We start from the raw sequence: 19266 nt of genomic DNA, 5'->3' as shown, positions 1-19266 counted from the left end.
TTATGATACATTTGTATTTCTGTATAAAGTATAAGCCACTTCATATTTGAATTTTGGGTGGAGGGAGAATTCTTCGTTCAATTATTTATTTAGAGATCGTCCAATTAATTCTGTCGGCTAATAATCTTGAGACGTTTTCATTCAACATCCCATCTTTCGTATGAGCAGGAGTAAAACAGCATACCTTTCCTTTTCCATAGGAATGCTTCCAGCCTGCGATCGAATCGCCATCTACACCTGTACTCCAAAGGTCAATTTCTGTATTTGCTACATCACAGTGGACAAAATACTGCTCATCGGAAAGGGAAAAAGTATTTTCTCCACTTTTTTCATTTTCCTTCAACATGTAGGTAACATCCTGAAGTCCTGGTGGGTGATAGTCAAAATATCCGCGTAGCATTTGAATGTAGTCGCTATCAGGATCATATCCAGCTAATCCAGCATGCCATGCTAAGACATTTCCACCATCCTCCACATACTTAACAATCTTTTTATCCAATTCATCCGTTAGCCAAGTGTACACGTGTACATTTTGGGGATTTAATTGATCCATTTTAGCATTGATGAATAAGTCTGGCTTTTCATCGAGGACCTTTGATACTTCTTCATGCGTAATGTAGTGAAGATTTACGTTCTTGTTTCCTAAGCGTTCAATTGCTGCTTCTAGACCAGCCTTGGCCTCATCAGCATCGTGCCAATAATCTCCTAGTAGTGCTACTATATTTACCAACGTTTATATCCTCCTTACCAGTTCATTTATTCCCTTGATAATCAATGTACTTATGTTCTTTAATTGCTGGAGCCTTCAACATTTGCTCTTGGATTCCAGTTGCCGATTCTATTGCATCAATCGTTGCATCTGGATTAAATTCACCTATTACATTTTATCATTCTCCCTTTGAAATCATATTCCTGTTATTACTATTAAAAACAAGAAAAAAGCAGAGGGAGTAGCTTCTGTACGACTGACTCTTCATGGGAAATATCATGTTTTGAATCTCTCCTTTTAAGTAAGCCAGTAATACCTCCAAATTCAGTTAAAAAAACAGTGCATATAATACAGATTTTTACAAAAGCTATTTTTGGTTGTCTATAGACAATACATATATTTTAAATGTAGGAGGAAGAAAAATTGCTTAAAAAGCTTATCACACTTACTGTTCTATCTTTCGGTATTCTTTTTAGTGGATTCCAAGTTACACATGCACAGGATATGAACTGTACAGATTTCACTAACGACCCTCAAGGCTTAATGGATTTTTGGCACAGTAACGGATATAGCGCAACAAATGACCCACATGATCTTGACAGAGACAATGATGGTTTACCATGTGAAGTATCACAAGCTGATTACGACGAATACGTAGCAGATCTTCAAGCTAATGAGGGCGGAACTGAAACAAATGAAGGTGAAACTCAAATTGGTGAGGGAATGCAAGGGGGAGGAACACTTCCAGAAACAGCAACAAATAATCCAATCATGATGGCACTAGGTATCATGACTGCCGCTATTGGTGCATTGTTTCTTTTACGAAAAAAACAGGTCGACTAACAAATAACGAATGCAATGATTGAAGGGTAGGCTATACGCCTACCTTTACTTGACTGAAGGTGATGACATGCAAAGAAAAATTGGTCTAGTCATGATATTTCTAGGGTTCGCTCAATTTGTCTACTTTGGAGTTGATTGGTGGCACCAAAGACAAGCAATTCAACAAATGAGCGATGAAGAATTGAATCAATACCTAGGATACGAGGATACATATCATGAAGGAATTCAAATAAAAAATAGTAATGAAAGTAATGGGAAGCCTCACGTACAAATGGGTGAAGAGATAGGGGAATTACATATACCAACTCTTAAGAATAAGTATCCAATCTTCCTAGGAACGGATAGTGAAACCTTAAAGTCAGGGGTAGGAATGCATAAAAGCAAATGGACAGTCCTCCCTAATGAAAATGGACACGTCCTTTTATCAGGGCACCGAGATACTGTATTCGAAGAAATGGGTGAACTCAAAATTGGAGATGCATTATCCATTGACTTTGAAGGCAGTACTTACGTTTATCAAATTAGAAAAATCTTTATCACAAATAAAGAAGATCGAACCGTCATTGTAAGAAAAGAACAACCTCTTCTCACCATTTCAACCTGCTATCCGTTTGAATTTATAGGAAAAGCCCCACATAGGTATATTATTCAGAGTGAGTTGATTGATGTGAGATAATATATAGCAAATACGCATGATGTTATTAGTCTCTTGCTTAGAATGAAAGTATCTAACAAAATAGTTTACACTTTCTAGTTTACAATCGGCAAAAATCCTGAAAATGACCTTTGTATTGAACAAGGGTTATTTTTTTGTTTAAATTACTTGACATTAAAGGATTTAAGTAGGAATAAAAAAATTCATTTTATAAGCACGAATAATAGATTATAAATAAAAGTATGATAAGTTATTCAAAATTAAAAAGGGAAATTATTGGAAAATATCACCTTAGATTGATAGCTATTAAAAGATAAATTGACTTTCTCTGACAAAATCCCTAAATATTATGTTTAAACCAAATTTTATATATTAAAATTGAAAAAGAGACTTTTTTTAAAGAGCTAGATCAAGTTTTTATATTTGAATAGAGTTACAACTTTATAAATATTAGTGTTAGAGTTTTAAAACAGATTAAACAAATGAGCTTTTATGAGTAAAATCAAACTAAGGAGTAGAATGAAAAGAGGGGTTTCTATGGCAGTTTACAACAAACTTGTAAGAGATAAAATACCTGAAATAATAGAAAATACAGGTAAGCAATTCCGAACAAAAATATTAAGTGAAGCTGAATATATTAAAGAGTTGAGAAATAAATTAACGGAAGAAATTACTGAATATCTAGAAGCAGATACAGACGAACATGCTCTAGAGGAATTATCGGATGTCTTGGAAATTCTCCATAGCTTAGCTTCTGTTCATGGCTCTATTTTTGAAAAAGTTGAAGATATTCGTAATGAAAAATACATAAAACGTGGAGGTTTTCAAGAAAAGATTTTTCTAATTGATGTAGAAGAATAGAAATGGGAGGAGAGGAATTGAGTCATAAATTAAAGATAGGTGAGTTAAACGAGGTATACTTAACAGATGAGAATATTTGGAGAATATTCTCAATCGTATTATCTAGCAAATCAGTCAAATCCTCTACATATAAATATGCACTTATAAAAGCATTAATAGAAAATTTATATCAAATAAATGAAGAATTTGAATTAACTTATGATCAGCTAGCTTACTCGTTTACTAAGATCTACTGGAACCTAATTGTTCACCACAACTTGTTAAACCAGAACAGAGGTAAAACGGCTCGAGTTGTCTCAATTATTAAAGAGGAACAAAGCAAAAATGATATTCCCTCTGAAATGGTTTTTGATAAGGTACCTGATACTTTACAGGTGAAACTAGTTAGTAAAATCAAAACAACAATGAAGGAAAATGTATATGGAGCTCTTTATGGAGATACAAGAGAGAGCTTTTATGCATTCGATCATAAAAAAGAGATTTTGAGACTAAACCCTACAGTTCATGTTTTTATGTTGAACTATCAAAGGCTTATTGTGAACCTAACAAATTACCATATGGCCGCTATGATTGAACAACTAAATGAAGTTCCTAGTATTAATTATCTGTTAGGTAAAGTAGAGAGCATTGCAAAGCGATCTTCGTTAAAACCTTTCGAAAAAATCCTCTTATCATATTTTCAAGCCGAATGCTTCTATTGTGGCAAGAAGTTAACCGACAGCAACAGAGAAACTCACGTAGATCACTTTATCCCTTGGTCGTTCGTACAATCAGATCATATTTGGAATCTTGTATTAGCATGTAATAAATGTAACAGTTCTAAAAGTGATAAATTACCAACCAGAAGCTATCTTGAATACATAATAGACAGAAATAAAGCATTAAGGGATAAAAAAGAGGATTCTACAATTCATATTCTGATGAATAATTATCAGTCAAAAAAGATTATTATGCTGTATGATTATTCAATTAAGAATGGGTTTGATTCTATATGGGTGCCAAAATAATACTAATTATTTTTGAAATTAATTCAAAAAACTGGGATTTTTACCGATAATATCATTAACAATATTATATACAGGGAGATTGAAATGACAAATAAATATTTATCAACAACAGCACTCTCTAAGGAATTACAACTACCTGCAAAGGAAGTTTTTAAATTACTTTCAGAGAATGGATTAGTAACTAGAGAAGAAGAGAATTGGATACTAACAGATAAGGGGAAAGATAAAGGTGGTATTGTGAAATCTCATACCAAATTCGGGACTTATATTGCCTGGACCGAGGATTTCAAAAACGATATCATTTTTAGATCAGGAGAAAATAATACAAAACATCTCACCTCAACTGCTCTAGGGAATCATTTTGGAATATCCAAATTCAGAATTAATCCAATTTTATCTGAGCTTGGGTTAGTTCAAAAGGGTGTAAAGGGATGGTTAATTACCCCACTTGGTAAGCTGATGGGTGGGGAGCAATATGAGTATGATAAGACTGGTGTTCCATATGTTTGCTGGAATCCAAGTATTCTTTCAAAAAAAAGTATCATTAAGTCATTGAAAGAGATACAGGGTGAATCTCCAACAGAAGAAAAAAGTGAAGATAATCAAACTAATGTAGGGTTTAGAGAAAAATTTGAAGCGAAGCTGAGAACTGCTGATGGACATTATGTACGCTCAAGAGCTGAAATGTTAATCGATAATTGGCTGTATATGTCTGAGATTGTACATGCCTTTGAGAGAAAGCTTCCAGTAGAAGAAGATGTATACTGTGACTTTTACTTACCTGTTGGAAAAGTTTATATTGAGTTTTGGGGACTAGAAAATGATGAAAAGTATAAAGAAAGAAAACAAGAAAAGATAAAAATTTATCAAAAGTACGGTTTTAATTTAATAGAGTTAAATGACGATGATATTAAGAACTTAGATGATGTGCTGCCTAAGAAGTTACTTAAATTTGGTATACAAGCATATTAAGGTGACTATTGTGAAAATAAGATTGATGAACTAATTGTTGTTATAGGATTTTTTGAATATAAATGAGAGAATGACTAATTAACGGGGGGTTCGACCCTGACCACCGGTATCTTTAGGTGAAAACGAGTTAAGTTAAGAAACGATAAAACACCTACAAACGTTGATATTTCAATGTTTGTAGGTATTTCTTGTTTTTCGGGAAAACGCCTGAAAAAGGTAGGTTTTGAAATCATTTTACACATTTTTTACACAGGAAAAACCTTGAGGTTGTAGAGTAACCCTTCCGTTGTGTAGTAGACTTTGTTGGACAGTAGTCTATTACTCTGCAAAGATCTTAGTTTTAGGTGACTTGTTAAAGAAGTACTTAAGCAAATGCTGTAGGGGAAGTATTGTTAAAGAAAACTAAAAGTCAATTTGGTATCATTTTCTGACTAAACTAACGGACAATAATCTAAATAAGAAAATTGCCATTCTTTAATGCGTAGTAGACAATTACTGCGTAGCAAGCAATTTTCATCTTTAGATGGGTCTATAATAATAACGTACTTACAAGCTAACAATATGGCAGGTTATTTAGAACCCCCCTCTGATTTTTTCAGTAGTTTAGTGAAGAGGAAACAGGAGAACTGTCAACGCTTTCCCCTTATGTTTACTTTTTTAGAAAAAAATATGCAAATTTGCATATTTTATTTGACGTTAATAGTAAATTGGTTTATTATTCCAGTATATACATATTATTTTAATATTTAGTAGGAGGAGAACAATGTTTGATTTGAAGGATTTTCGACAAAATGTACTAAAGATGACGCAGGATGACTTTGCGAAGATGATAGGGGTTCGGCAGGATTATGTTTCTAGAATGGAAAAGACTCCTGAGGCAATTGAATTCAGTATACTTTTAAAAATAGCTCAAGCAACAGGTACATCTTTAGATGAGCTTGTAGGATATAAAAAGTCTATACCTAATGCTTTAGAGGTAAGTAACACGTGGGAGACCTCTACATTTATTAAAAAGACATTGCTTGACTACATAAAGATGAAAACTGAAGATATAAAGCTATCATCTGAAGAGAAATATGAAAAAATGGTTAATGACTTACAACAAATTATTGAATCAACAATTGTTAAGCCGTCTGTTGCAATAGTAGGAATGTCTGACGCTGGAAAGAGCAGATTAATTAATTCTCTTTTAGGTATGGATAAAATGCCAACTTCATGGACACCAACCACATCCATAAGCGTGCATATTAAACATATTGATGATCGACCAGACTTTATAGAGGATGAAGTGTGGATTTTTAAAGGTGATAAGAATGGATTTGATTTTAAAAAGCTTTCTAATGAAAACTATTGTAGAAAATGGAAAATCACAGGTGGAACAACATCCTTATTAGCTGAGTATGGTACACGTCAAGGAGATAAATATGATATTGAGGATGCTTCAGCTGCTGTAATTTTTCTAGAGAGCTCCATTTTACAAATATGCGATATTGTTGACTTACCTGGATTCGGAACAGGTGATAGAAAGAACGATGATATCCTAGCACAGAAATCAAGAGAAATTGCGGACGTTGTCATCTATATGTCGATTGCTAATGGTTTCTTACGAGGAACGGATATTGAATTTTTAAAAACGACTTTAAATTCTTTACCTGTTATTGAGAATAAAGAGAACAAGCTAAGTCCTCTTAATAATTTATTTATTGTTGCATCTCAGGCACACACCGTTGATAACGGAAACAAAACAGAGTTAGAAAGAATTTTAGACGCTGGTGCAACTAGATTATATAGTGAGGTTCCTGAAGAAATTTGGCAAAATCGAGCGGAACAATCGGTGTATAAGCATACGATTAAGGATTTAAGAAATAGATTCTATACCTATACAACAGATAAACCCTATTTAAGAGAAGACTTTGAAAAGGAAGTTAAACAGCTTTTAGAAAAACTCCCTACAATTATTAATAAAAATGCAAAGGACTCGTTACAAAAGTACGTTGAAGACCAAAAAATATTGCTTGAAAACGATATAAAGCAATATGAAGGAATTATCTCCGAAAGAGAAAAGTATAAACAATTACTAGCTGATATTCGTAAAAATGAACCAATACGAATCCAAGAAAACCAAAAAGCTAGAATGGAAGTACTAGAAAAAGTAGAGAAGCTGCATAAGGACTCGATCAAACAATTTGAGGATGAATTTGCTTCTATTATTTCGATTGATAACATTGTTGAAATTATTAAAGAGAAAAAGTACAAAAAGAAAAAACAAGACATGGAGAGCCTTGCAGGATATCTAAGCAGTAAAATTCAAGCAAAGATGCAAGTTGTGTTAAAGAAAAATTCGGAAGAGTTAAATGAAGTCATTGATAAATACCTGAAGAACTTCAATGTTCAAATTAATAAATTTGAAAGTAAGCTAAAGGGTTTCCAAGTTCCTTTTAACACGGTAAAGGTTTTTGCCAGTGGATTAGCGGGTCTAGCTACATTTGGCGGTCTTGCAATCTGGGCTTCAACACTAGGCAATTTAGGAGCATATATCTTAGTGGCTAAGGGAGTAAGCGTTCTGTCAGCACTTGGGATTACAGTAGCTGGAGGAACAGCTGGTGCTGCCTCGGTGGTTGCTGCGCTTGGCGGCCCTATAACATTAGGAATTGCCTTGGCTGTTATCGTTAGCCTATCAGTATTTGCCTTTGCAACAGGCGGATGGCAAAAAGGTATTGCTAAAAAGATTGTTAAGGAATATTCGGCCCAAGATGCATTTGGTCAATTTGTAAAAGAAATTGATAAGTTCTGGGATGATACAGAGACTGCATTTAACGCAGCAGCTGACCACTTAGATGATGAGTGGAAAAAATATGTGGATGACTTAAACAACATGGTTTCTTCTTATAGCATCAAAGATATTGAACAGAGAATTATTAATGCAAATAACCTTAAAGCTTTTTTCGTAGAAATGCCATTGTCGGAACCAGCAATGGCATAATGGAGGGGATAAAATGTTAACTACTACAGATCAACTAGCCTTATTTCAGGAATACTTCGATAAAAATGATGTTTGGCAAGCCAACTTGATTATAAAGAATCTGTTCAATAAAAATATAAGTGATCGTGATGTATTTCAAGCTTTTTTTGAATTTAGCATGAAAATTGCAAAGTGGAATATTGACATCCCAACTAGAAAAGTATTTTTAGATCAGGCATCTTCTTCTATTCTGTTTTTTAGTGAAAATGCGGAGCTGAGCCAGGACGTTCTTGGGATGATACAGGCTTGCCAAAGTGAAGTGGACGACCTTCGTAATGAAATCCTTCAAGTAGAAGAAGTGCAATCAAGTCGTAATTTTGAAGAAGCCAAAAAAGAACAAACGGAATTTTTGCGCCAGCTTACTGAATACAAGTATGAACTTGTTAAATGTCAGGACCAAACACAATTCAATACGATACTTGAAAAAGTAAAAGTGGCGGAGGAACAAATTAATGAAGATATTCTTGATAAGGATGAAGGAAGTCTTTATCAAGAACTAACACAAGAGTACCCGAATGTAATTAGTGCCAAGCTGACTGAGTTCGAACAATTAAAAGTTAAATCCTATAACAAGAAGGCCGTAAGTGATTTCCAATATGTTTATAACGAGTTCAAGAATAATGAAGATAAATACAAAAATAGCATGCTGGAGTTAAAGCGACTTATTGGAAATAGATTGTTCTCCTATGATTCAAGTCAATTAGTTAACGAGACATTAATTTATTACAACCATATCTATTCGTACATTTTCGGTCAGCTTAATGAAGAAGGGAAATATAAGTTAACCGAGTTAGCAATTGAAATGGAAAAAGTCAAATAACAGGAGGTTCTCATGTTTAGTAAAAGAAGGTCTATAACACGTCCAGCGGGTCTCTCCACTTCATTTTCAAATGCGAACATTATTGCTATGCCAATCCATAGCACAAATACATTCGGGACTATCAATACAACAAATGCCTACAATGAACAATTTGATCAGATTTTTACGACTTTAAATGAGAGACGACAGGAGTTACAAGCTAAAGTAAGTTCATTGTCGCATGGAGATACATCCCTTAGAAATGAAGGGGTCTCCATCGCCTGGAAATATGAGCAGGCAGAGATCAAAATGGGCGGAAAAGGCACTGCTGGCTGGAGTGAAGGACAGAGGCAGGAGATTATTGATACGGGAAAAGCTCGAGGTGCCGAGGGACATCATATTAATTCGGTTAAGGATCATCCAGGTGAGCAAGCCAATCCAGACAACATTAATTTCGTAAAAAGCAAGCAGGAGCATTTAGCAGAGCACGGGGGAGATTTTAGAAATCCAACGGAAGGTGAACTTGTTGATCGAAATGCCCGTCTTGAGGATGTTAATAATCAACGCGTATTGAAAAACGAATTAACTGGAATCGGCTTAGCAGCTGCTATTGGCTTAGGAGTAGGCTTTACCATTGGAGCTATTGTTACTCTTGCTAAGCAGGGTGTTTCCACCAAATCATTATTGGAAGCAGGAATAGTTGGGCTCAAAACAGGTGCAGAATCCTCGGCACTTGCGGTAGTCAATCATGGTATTGTCCGTGGTATAGGAGAAGCAGCAACTACTGCACTAGCTCAAACCGCTTCTGAAAGACTAGGCTTCGCATTAACAGAGAACCTATTAAAAATGTGTAATATGGCTGTTGCTGGTGCGGTTTCATCTATTGTGTTTAGTGCGTATGTTTTTATAAAGCTAAAGTGGAAGGGACATACAACTTCCTTCGCTCTCAAACAGGCTGGTAAAACACTCGGATATTCACTAGGGGTTCTCTTTATCTCGATAGTCGCCCAAGGCATATGGGGAGGCTATGCTGGTCTAATAGCATCGCTTAGCATCGGTATCCTAATGATTTTTTACCACTTCATTAAGAATAAATTGTTCGAAAAGCTACTAGATGAGATTAGGCACTTTACCATAAATAAAGTAAGACCAATTTATTGATAGGAGGTGAGGAAATTGCTTTACAAAAAGTTCGTTGAAAAAGCAAAACAGCAAGATGAACGAAATGAATTTGGGCAATTAGAGGAATCAACTAGTAAGAGCCTTCCAGAACCAGTACGTGAGTTTTACAATTATGCTAATCCAGTTGATGTAGAACTAAGGATGGCAGACCTAACATCAATTAAGTTATATTCTGCTGATTCCTTACCAGCACTACAACAAGAATATAGAATGCCTGAAGAATTCTACGTAGTTGCTACAAGAGAAGGAGATCCTATTTTCATTAAAAATGGCAAGGTATACACTGCCGTTCATGGTGCGGGAGAATGGGATAAGGAACTGTTATTTAATTCTTTTAACGAGTTCTTAGAGAATATCATTGACCAGATAAAGCTGTAGAGACGTGGGATTGTTGCCTCATTCGGGATGCCAATCCCACGTCCCACATTATGTATAGTTGAATCGAATTATGAAGTAGAGTAAATGTTTAAATGGCGTGTAATAACGTGAAAGTGATTAAATATAGTGGTCTTTCAATTAGTTAAGTGAAGTATCCTGTAGCTAAAGCTGTTATTAAAACGATTATTATAGGTAATGGCCCGTACTTACGTGTTAAAACAGAATTAGGAAATATCGTTGAGATTGCTAAGAGTAAAGTGTTTGATGTGAAGGATAAATGATATGAAAGAAGCGGTGACCTGTTTACGAGGTTTATAAAGACCACAATAGAAGTATACAAGTTGCTTTCATGGATTTCGGAAAAGTAGCTAAAAAACAAGCGATTAACAAAATTTATGATTATCTATGTTCGGATAACGAATGACTACAAATAGGGTTTAAAAGTATAGGGTCAAAAGAAAGGATGTCCTAAAAATTCTTTTCTTGGTTTATGTGAAGAAGGATTAGTAAAGAATATTCCCCGAGGGACCTATAACTCTAGGAAGAAATCCAAGAATAAGGATTATGCTATTAAAGCAGTGAATATTGTTAGGGAACAACCAAACCTGCTTGTTGATCTCACTGAGATGTTGAAAATAGTTACAGAAGGTAATGGATATTTTTATAACTATCAATTGGATGTTGTGAAAGTGATTACAGAAAAAAGAAATACATAAAGATATAAGAATCTAAATGGGACGAGGGGGCACAACGTTTTGTGGTCCTGTTTTTCAGTTCTTTCTACCTCAAACCCCTCATAACTGCCTTATGGTCTGTTTAGCAAAATCACCATACTGAATATCCCGGGTAACCAAAAAAGTGTTAACTTAATATGTACCAATTACCTACAGTGATGTCGAATTAAAACTGATAGTCAATGTTTTTTGGTTATGCTTAATAATAGTCAGTCATTAAAGTCGCGGTGTTATTTCAAAAAGGTTCCTGATATCCAGCTCTGAAATGTATTGGGCGTCAGGAACCTTTTTTTTGGTGTTGGGCGGGTGACAGCACTACCTTCCTTGCAAAACGCTTAAAGGCTTGCTCTGTACTCTGGATAAGGCATTTCCACAACAAAGTAAGTACCTAACTCATCGCTTTCCCTAAAAATGGTAAAATCCTGTATTCATTATGACCTAATATTTTTTTAATTACACGATCAGCACTTCTGTATGGCTGATCGTCTGCAAAACCAATAGCGTCTAAAGTCTGAAACTCATCATCAGAAAGAGATCTATCATCAATATGAACTCTAATAAGTAATTCATCCTTATCATCATCAGCTTCTACCCTTATTGGTAGATCTTTACCTATAGAATCTTTAATTAACTTAGTAGCAACATTCTCAACAAGATCAAAGGTAATTTCGAGTGATATATCAACTAATTGTAGTTTTTTTATAAGAAATATTAATCCCTCCAAAAAATTAATTAACTGATCATGTTATCACATTAACATGATCAGAGACATCTAATATTTAATTTCTATAAGAAATTTTTAAAAAACGTCTATTACCTCCTAAATCTTGTATTTGATAAGATTATAAGTAATTATGAATAGGTTTTTAACAAGGGTTCCTGAACACTCCGAACTTTATATGACTGGGGGATGCACTTTTTCTTTTGCGAAGTTTCTACACCCTTACCTTACATCTAATCTTGGCTTTATGCATGTAATAGTTAATTGTGTAAATGATATCCATATATTGTAAATTTTGAAAGTTGATAAATTTATAACTAGTTTTGGAGATCATGTCAAATTCGTCAAAGTGACAGATACTCTGTCTTCGCTGAGCTGTACAACTAAACAACCAAAATTCAAAAAATACATATTATCCTGATAGAAGCAAGAAAAAGGGTGTACCAAATTTGGTACACCCTTTTTGCAATAATAGTAAATAAAATCTCTCAGCTAAAGGAAGGGAACTCCACTTTTTTATGTGATTTTATAGGGAAACTTTGGTTTATATATAGTAAAATAGATATAGGTATTAATCATTATTTCATCTTAGATGGTGATAAAGATTTAGGATGGAAAAATATCTTGCCTAGCAAACTGAGATACTATTCGGGGGTTTATCAGATGAAAGTACTTGCACTTGACAAGTTTTATAAATCAGTACCAAAAGAGAAAGCAGACTATGTGCACAATCGTGTTTCACTATTAATGAAAGAATTAGAGAAAAACCATCATAATATTAAAGCGGTTCCGAATGGATTCGGATTGAAAAAAGTAGAATCAATTGAGCAGACGATATACAAATTTAAAGTTGGAACCGGCGATCGAGTTTTATTTACATATGGTCGGAACTTTTACCCGACTATTCGCGAAGAATACAAAGATTCTTTGATCCTTTTGGAGTACTGTGATCATGATACACAAATAAGAAAGGCCAGAGATCGAGATTTTGCCTCCCTAGGATTACAAGAGTATTCGATTAACGAAACGATTGCCACCATAGATAAAGACAAACATGAGACGTTAGTTGATTTGTCTCTGGAAAACTCGATCCCGATTATTATCGATTTGGAACGGCTCAGCAGCATATTTGGAGAAGATGACCACCTTTATTATTTGAGTGATGATCAGTACGAATTTGTCCGCCTAAAAGACAAAGGAGAATTTATATTTGGATCAGCGGGGAGCGGCAAAACAACGATTGGAGTCTATAAAATGATTCAATACTTGCAGTCTCGCCAAGATGCTGATATGAAACTATCCTATTTTACTTTTTCTAAAAACTTAAAAGATAAGACCGAGCGTCTCTTTCAAAAAATAGCCGTAGAATTATTTGATATGGATCGAGATCAAATTGCAAATAAGACCGAGTTTTACACGGTAGAAGAGTATATTGAGATGAATTCGGACGAGAATAAAAGAATTATTTCTTTTGAAAGCTTTAAAGAGTGGTATGAAACCCAGCCTGGAATTCACTCATTTGATCCGGTCGCTCTCTGGAAGGAAAGGAGAGGAATTCTCCAAGGAATGATTGGAGCAAACTGGCAATATGAAATGGAACTGCCAGTGAACAAGTTTGAAAAAGAAATTCTTCGTGCTTTAGCTGAAAAAAATCACATTCAATTCAATACACGGAAAAGCAAATTTCGGATGGCTGAAAATCTTAATGTAATTTGTACGTTTATAGACAGCAAGTTTTCAGGGGCTGCATCATTTAGAAAAGAGATGATTAATGCCTATAATGATGAAATTTCAGCTAAAAAAGTACTGTCATATGATGAGTATTACAAACTAAATGAAAGCTACAGTCTTTTTTCAAAAGATGAGCGCGAGAAAATCATCAACCTTAATAAAAAGTATGATCGATATGTGAAATCGATCAGTAAGGATGGACTAAGTGAAGAAGGACAGTTAGTACGAATTGCATTGCAGCATTGCACACCATCCTATGATTATATGATTATTGATGAGATCCAGGACTTAACCGAATTACAAGTCTATTATTTATGCAATCTTCTAAAGGACAAAAAGAATGTATTCGTCTGCGGCGATTTTCATCAAACGATTAATCCGACCTTTTTTAATGCTGGTAGAATTGAGAGCATCTTTCGGTTTCTCGGGGGAATTGATAATTTTGAAAAAGGTATCCTAAAAAAGAACTATCGTTCAAGCAAAGACATTGTCCGTTTTGCTAATGAAATAGCTAGTCTGCGAAGAGAGTCGATTGCAAGCAATCTTGACTTTGAATATACGGAAGTTCCAAAGCGAGGAGGAGGAACAAGAAAGCCATACCTCTTCTTAGGAAACCAAAATGACTTATGGGAATACGCAAAAGATAAAAGCTACCTGTCCATTGTTGTTTCAAATAATAAATCAAAAGAACAAATCGTTGCTAGATTCCCGGATTTAGAGCCAAGAGTATTGACTGTATCTGAAATCAAAGGGATTGAAAAGAGATACATTATTACTTATAACGTATTTTCTGATTTTAAAGAGCAGTGGGCGGAAATATTCGGCGGTTCCAAGCTGAATTCAGAAATATATCGCTATTATTTTAATGTTGCGTATGTTGCGATCACCCGGGCAAGAGATATTCTTGGCATGGTCGAAGATGATGTGACGGACGACACAAGAGAGTGGCTCCTCGAACATGTAGATATCATTGCAAAATTTGATGTAGAACAACTGGGACTCCAAGAGCGATCTTCTTACGAGCAATTGTTAGAGGAGGCAAGGGACTTAGAAAATCATCAATTATTTAAACAGGCCATTGCTGCCTTTAAGAGTTTGACCGTCATCGGTGATCCGTCCTTGACGGAGTCAGCAGAAATCGGTATTAAACGCTGTGAAATCAAGAACGAATATCAATTAACAAAAAACAGCAATCAATGTGGTGTGAAGTTGCTAGAGTTAAAAGAGTATGGAGAGGCAGTGGAGTATTTACGAAAGAGCACAAACGCCGAAGCCTTGCTAAAAGCCATACTTTTATCGGGCTTTTCAGACAGCTTTAATCTAAACAAAGAGATGGAACGTCTGAAAACGAACCCTTTGCGTGTGTTAAGCAGCATAAATGATGATGAAATTACATCTAGGTATATTACGAATGAAATCGAACCATTTAAACATCAGTACAGCACCCTTGTCCGCCAATCCAACAAGGCAAAGGGATTGTTAAAGGTAAAATAAAGTGAAAAAGCAGAAAGTTTTTACAGTGAAAGCAAATCTCAATTTATAAAACAGATTGAAAGAGATCCGTACAACAGATTTAGTTATATTTAATGAGGCTTAAAATATGAGAGCTCAAAATAGTAATGGTCTGCTTAATAAAATACCATTTAGTCCGAAATGAAATTGGTAATTTCCGGTACGACACAGAAAACAAAAAAGATTTTAATAAAAGTTAAATGCAAAAAGGAGACAAATTCAATGGCAGCAGCATCCACCGACAAGACAATGAATCAGTTAATAGAAAAATTTACGGAAGCATCAAAACAAACAAAAGAAATGGACAAAGTTATATCTAATTTTACTACCGTCATAGAAGAATTCCGTGAAACGCTTTTGTATATTGATGAAAAAGTTCCAGCAAAGGATATGACGAATTTATCAAATGAGGCAGTGGAACGATTAAAAGAAATCAAATCCTATAATGAATTTCAAATTCTTGAAGTAATCCAATCCGTTGTTAGTAAACAATTATCTGACCATCTAGAACCGATTCAAAAGCAGATTGCTGATAGCAGCAAGGACAATCTTACAAAAATTGATGGCAAACTCAAGCGGATGCTGAATACAGTTACATCGGAGGTCAGCAATTCAAAAGGCGAACAGGACCAAGAAGACAAGAATCAAGATCAAATGCTTGCACTATTACAAAAAATCGAAAACCAAACTAGGTTTGCCGGACAACCTCAAATGGCCGCCCCGCAAAACAGTGAGGAGCTGTTACGACTTAGGAAACTTGTTAGTAATCTGACAGGGAAAATGAAAAAGATGGAAGAAGACTATGAAGAACGGATCTCGATCCTAGAAAATGAATTAGAAATCATCAGAACACATTTATTGGAGAATAAGGGAAAGCCGGTAGAAATAACTGATGCTGACCTGCCGTGGACGTAAACATGATAGATTATAAACCATTTAAAGCAACGAACACAAAATACCATGATACTCTTACAAGAGAACACAAGGAATACCAAGAAGGAAAAGATAATAGTTGGGCGCTGACTGTATTAACTCAATTTGCAGAATTGCTGCTAGACTATCGATATACAGGTAGGGATATAGCCGAAAATTAAATATGTTAATAGCAACTTGCTCTAAAAATGATCAGATGTTCCATTATTTTTCTGAAGTTTTTGCCATCTGCAATCTCGGTGAAATGACCAAGTTGAAAAGAAGTTTACGTTTACCTATTGTTAAAAGCTAAATTCCATTCTTTTGTTATTCTGCTTATCTGAATCTTCTCAATAGCCCGCAAAGTATTTCTAGCATTCTGTATATTGTTAGATAAGTTGCTTGAATCAGTTTTTGCGGGGCTGATTAGGAGTCCAATCTAGACTTGAATGGGGAAGCATTCTTAAAAATAAGACGACATCCAATCAGTCGTTGGATAGAATATTAAACTATTAATCTCAAAAACAATTTTTTGTGGGATAAATTAACAATCTATAATAGTAATAAGTCACTAAACAAATACCAACTATTGGTCGATTTTAATTATAGAAGCAAACAACGTCTGTGCTAAATTGAAAAATATATTAGAAAGGTAGTAAATTCAATAGCTATGTATTCTTTGGAGACCCATTAGAACCGATGAAAAATTATATACTGATGTTCGGATACATCCAAATTATAAATGATGGAGAAAAGTATGGATAAGAAAAAATTAATCCTTCCAACAACATTAGGAGACATAGAAACGGAAATTTCCTATACGAGAGAGTTACCTCAAGGTGATTATTCTCTAATAAATATGAGTGTTGATATATTACCAGTTGTAGTTGATTGTAGTCTGTGTTTTAACAGGGATCCCTTCGTAGATATAACTATTACTCAAACTAATTTATTGAAGTTGGTTTTCCAGTTTGATCGTATAAAAACAAAGATGGCAAAAATTATCGAAGATGAAGACTATTATCATATTAAAATTTTTGAGTTAGTGAGGGTGCCGAGAAACAAACATATTGCTCTTCAGGTAACCATTGATGCTAGCTTTTCACAGATACTATTTTCTGAAAAGCCAACAAAAGAAGTTATTTTACAGAGGGCTAGGAGGGAAATGGCTAGATATCAATCTCAATATAATCAAAATGTTGATGGAAGGCTTCCAAAAGGTACCATTTATGGTTGGGGTGGAACACGCTAATTATGGAATCGTCCTTCTCTATATTATGAAAAGCAAAAAAACTAATTAAGTAAGGTGAATGCTGTGTCAGCAGAGATTTTCGAGAGCTATAATCCAAATGATCCAAGAACCAAAGGGGAGCAGTACTTATTAGATGTTTTTAGAAATAGTTCACGTTTTGATGGGTGGATGGTATTTGAACAGCCTCATATTAATTCAATGAAACCGGACTTTGTCTTATTGCATCCTAGTCGTGGGATCATCATTATCGAAGTTAAGGATTGGAACCTAACGTCATCTGTTTACGAAAACGGAGGGTACATTCGCGGAACAGATGGACGCTCACATAAAAAGAATCCAATAAATCAAGTAGAGAACTATAAAAAAAGTATCCTTAAATCAGAACTAACAAACAGTGTATATCTTGCTGAGGAATTTGAGAAGAATTATTATGCTTGTATTGAAACAGTAGTATACTTTCATGGTGCTGCTAAAGCAAATGCTTTAGCATTTTGTAATAATAATTTGCTTTATACAAAAATTTGGACAAAAGAGGATATTGAATATATAAAAAACACTCATAATCCATTAAATAATAGAATCCACACATATGCTTTATCAAGGCAACAATCTGCATTTAATCATAATGGGCAGTTAGAAGAATTAGTTAAAGAATTAGCAAAGCATCTACAATATGCTGATTATAACTTTGAACGAAGACGACCGTTTATTCTAACTCCGTCACAGAGTGAACTCTCTGAATTGAGTCCAGGATCTATTCGTAGATGGAGTGGGGTAGCTGGAGCAGGTAAATCCTTAATTTTAGCTGAAAAGGCTGTAAAAGCATTAAGAGATAATAAACGTGTACTGATTCTAACATTTAACATTACACTGCGACATTATTTAAGAGACTTGGTTAGTCAACAGTTCGGACAAGGTAACTATGAGGGAGAACGTAAAAAGCTACGAAAAGATTTAACAATTATTCACTTCCATGAACTGTTAAAAATCATTATGACAGAGCATGAGATTGAAGTTGACTTCGATGATGAAGATCAAAATTTCACACAACGATGGATGAGTTTAATTAACATTTACTTTCTAGAAAATAATATGAAGGACCAATTCAACTATGATTATATTTTGGTTGATGAAGGTCAGGATTTTATGGGTGAATGGATTCGTTTTTTAAAGCAGTTTTATACTAAGAAAGGTGAGCTGTTTATTGTATATGATAAAGCTCAGGATTTATTCAATCATGGGGTGTGGATTGAAGATGCTGATCAGGTAAAAAACATTGGTTTTAAGGGGCGACCCGGTAATCTAAAATACACACATCGTTTACCTGATACAATGGTCCAAAAAATTCGACAAGTTCGAGAAGTTTTACAAATTCAAGGGGAAGATATATTAGTTGCTCGTGAGGAACAGTTAAGCTTTTTGCAAACGACATTTTGGTTAAACTGCAAAGCAAATAATATCTCTGACAAACTATCACAACTTACAGATAGAGTCAAAGAACTTAGAAAATCAAATGATTGGGAAGATATCACAATTATTACTACCAATGAAAAAACAGGTGCTGAGTTGGTAGAATATTTCGAGAGATATGGTGTGAAAACGTCTCACGTTTACGATTTACAGCGACAATCTGATCAGAAACGACGTAAGTCAGAAAAGTGGAAATTTCAGGGTGGTACCGGGCGGCTTAAAATATGTTCATTTCATAGCTATAAAGGTTGGCAAACACCAAATATTATATTAGTTTTAGATTCGCCGACAACTCAATATATCGATGGGAATGTTTTTGTAACCAGTGTACCAAATTCAGACACAATAAAAAATGCTTTATTTATAAGTATGTCTCGAGTAAAGGGGAAGGAAACAACGGGAGAATTTTCTTTTACTTGTCTTAACTATTTACCTCAGTATGACCATTTGAAGTCATCTTTTTAACAGAGAGTTTGAGAAAGATGTTAATATGTCGGTCTTTTTTG

General features: G+C 34.6%; 16 protein-coding genes and 1 pseudogene. 15 read left to right on the top strand and 2 right to left on the bottom strand.

Annotated elements, in window-relative coordinates; all coding sequences use genetic code 11:
* Nucleotides 1–85 precede the first annotated feature (85 nt).
* Complete coding sequence (locus tag D9842_RS06870; protein ID WP_121661881.1) at nucleotides 86–730, bottom strand: ThuA domain-containing protein; 645 nt, start codon at nucleotides 728–730, stop codon at nucleotides 86–88.
* 402 nt (nucleotides 731–1132) lie between these two features.
* On the opposite strand from D9842_RS06870, the gene D9842_RS06865 reads away from it, so the two are divergent.
* From D9842_RS06865 to D9842_RS26620, 10 genes and pseudogenes are all read left to right on the top strand, one after another.
* The gene (locus D9842_RS06865) at nucleotides 1133–1552 is read left to right on the top strand and encodes an LPXTG cell wall anchor domain-containing protein (RefSeq protein ID WP_121661880.1); all 420 of its coding nucleotides are present in this window, start codon (nucleotides 1133–1135) and stop codon (nucleotides 1550–1552) included.
* 67 nt (nucleotides 1553–1619) lie between these two features.
* Nucleotides 1620–2228, top strand: a complete 609-nt coding sequence (locus D9842_RS06860; RefSeq protein WP_121661879.1) for a class D sortase — start codon at nucleotides 1620–1622, stop codon at nucleotides 2226–2228.
* A gap of 516 nt (nucleotides 2229–2744) precedes the next feature.
* A complete protein-coding gene (locus D9842_RS06855; protein WP_121661878.1) occupies nucleotides 2745–3068 on the top strand; it encodes a nucleoside triphosphate pyrophosphohydrolase in 324 nt (107 codons plus the stop codon).
* Between the two features lie 17 nt (nucleotides 3069–3085).
* The gene (locus D9842_RS06850; RefSeq protein WP_121664969.1) at nucleotides 3086–4075 is read left to right on the top strand and encodes an HNH endonuclease; all 990 of its coding nucleotides are present in this window, start codon (nucleotides 3086–3088) and stop codon (nucleotides 4073–4075) included.
* Nucleotides 4076–4159: 84 nt separating this feature from the next.
* Nucleotides 4160–5047 carry a glycerol kinase gene (locus tag D9842_RS06845; protein WP_121661877.1) on the top strand — a complete coding sequence of 296 codons (888 nt, stop codon included), beginning with the start codon at nucleotides 4160–4162 and terminating at the stop codon, nucleotides 5045–5047.
* A 763-nt stretch (nucleotides 5048–5810) separates the two neighbouring features.
* A complete protein-coding gene (locus D9842_RS06840) occupies nucleotides 5811–8030 on the top strand; it encodes a dynamin family protein (RefSeq protein WP_121661876.1) in 2220 nt (739 codons plus the stop codon).
* 13 nt (nucleotides 8031–8043) lie between these two features.
* Nucleotides 8044–8889, top strand: coding sequence for a hypothetical protein (locus D9842_RS06835; protein WP_121661875.1), 846 nt, complete (start codon nucleotides 8044–8046; stop codon nucleotides 8887–8889).
* 12 nt (nucleotides 8890–8901) lie between these two features.
* Nucleotides 8902–10029, top strand: coding sequence for a hypothetical protein (locus D9842_RS06830; RefSeq protein WP_121661874.1), 1128 nt, complete (start codon nucleotides 8902–8904; stop codon nucleotides 10027–10029).
* A gap of 15 nt (nucleotides 10030–10044) precedes the next feature.
* The gene (locus tag D9842_RS06825) at nucleotides 10045–10428 is read left to right on the top strand and encodes an SMI1/KNR4 family protein (protein WP_121661873.1); all 384 of its coding nucleotides are present in this window, start codon (nucleotides 10045–10047) and stop codon (nucleotides 10426–10428) included.
* Between the two features lie 464 nt (nucleotides 10429–10892).
* Nucleotides 10893–11144 (top strand): annotated as a pseudogene (locus tag D9842_RS26620) (DUF6979 family protein); the annotation flags it as partial.
* Nucleotides 11145–11550: 406 nt separating this feature from the next.
* On the opposite strand, the gene D9842_RS06820 reads toward D9842_RS26620, so the two are convergent.
* Entirely contained in the window at nucleotides 11551–11886 is a 336-nt protein-coding gene (locus D9842_RS06820; protein WP_121661872.1) for a hypothetical protein, read from the bottom strand.
* A 660-nt stretch (nucleotides 11887–12546) separates the two neighbouring features.
* Between D9842_RS06820 and D9842_RS06815 the strand changes: the two genes are divergently transcribed.
* From D9842_RS06815 to D9842_RS06800, 5 genes are all read left to right on the top strand, one after another.
* Nucleotides 12547–15108 carry a UvrD-helicase domain-containing protein gene (locus D9842_RS06815; protein ID WP_162987338.1) on the top strand — a complete coding sequence of 854 codons (2562 nt, stop codon included), beginning with the start codon at nucleotides 12547–12549 and terminating at the stop codon, nucleotides 15106–15108.
* Nucleotides 15109–15348: 240 nt separating this feature from the next.
* Nucleotides 15349–16041 carry a hypothetical protein gene (locus tag D9842_RS06810; RefSeq protein WP_121661870.1) on the top strand — a complete coding sequence of 231 codons (693 nt, stop codon included), beginning with the start codon at nucleotides 15349–15351 and terminating at the stop codon, nucleotides 16039–16041.
* A gap of 2 nt (nucleotides 16042–16043) precedes the next feature.
* Nucleotides 16044–16220: a hypothetical protein gene (locus D9842_RS25730; RefSeq protein ID WP_162987337.1), complete on the top strand. Its 177-nt coding sequence runs from the start codon at nucleotides 16044–16046 to the stop codon at nucleotides 16218–16220.
* A 575-nt stretch (nucleotides 16221–16795) separates the two neighbouring features.
* Nucleotides 16796–17290, top strand: a complete 495-nt coding sequence (locus D9842_RS06805) for a hypothetical protein (RefSeq protein ID WP_121661869.1) — start codon at nucleotides 16796–16798, stop codon at nucleotides 17288–17290.
* A gap of 63 nt (nucleotides 17291–17353) precedes the next feature.
* Complete coding sequence (locus D9842_RS06800) at nucleotides 17354–19225, top strand: nuclease-related domain-containing DEAD/DEAH box helicase (RefSeq protein ID WP_121661868.1); 1872 nt, start codon at nucleotides 17354–17356, stop codon at nucleotides 19223–19225.
* Nucleotides 19226–19266 lie beyond the last annotated feature (41 nt).

It is taken from the genome of Metabacillus litoralis (assembly GCF_003667825.1).
Classification (GTDB): domain Bacteria; phylum Bacillota; class Bacilli; order Bacillales; family Bacillaceae; genus Metabacillus; species Metabacillus litoralis_B.
Note: the sequence above shows the minus strand (reverse complement) of the source record. Positions and strands in the feature narration are given on the sequence as shown.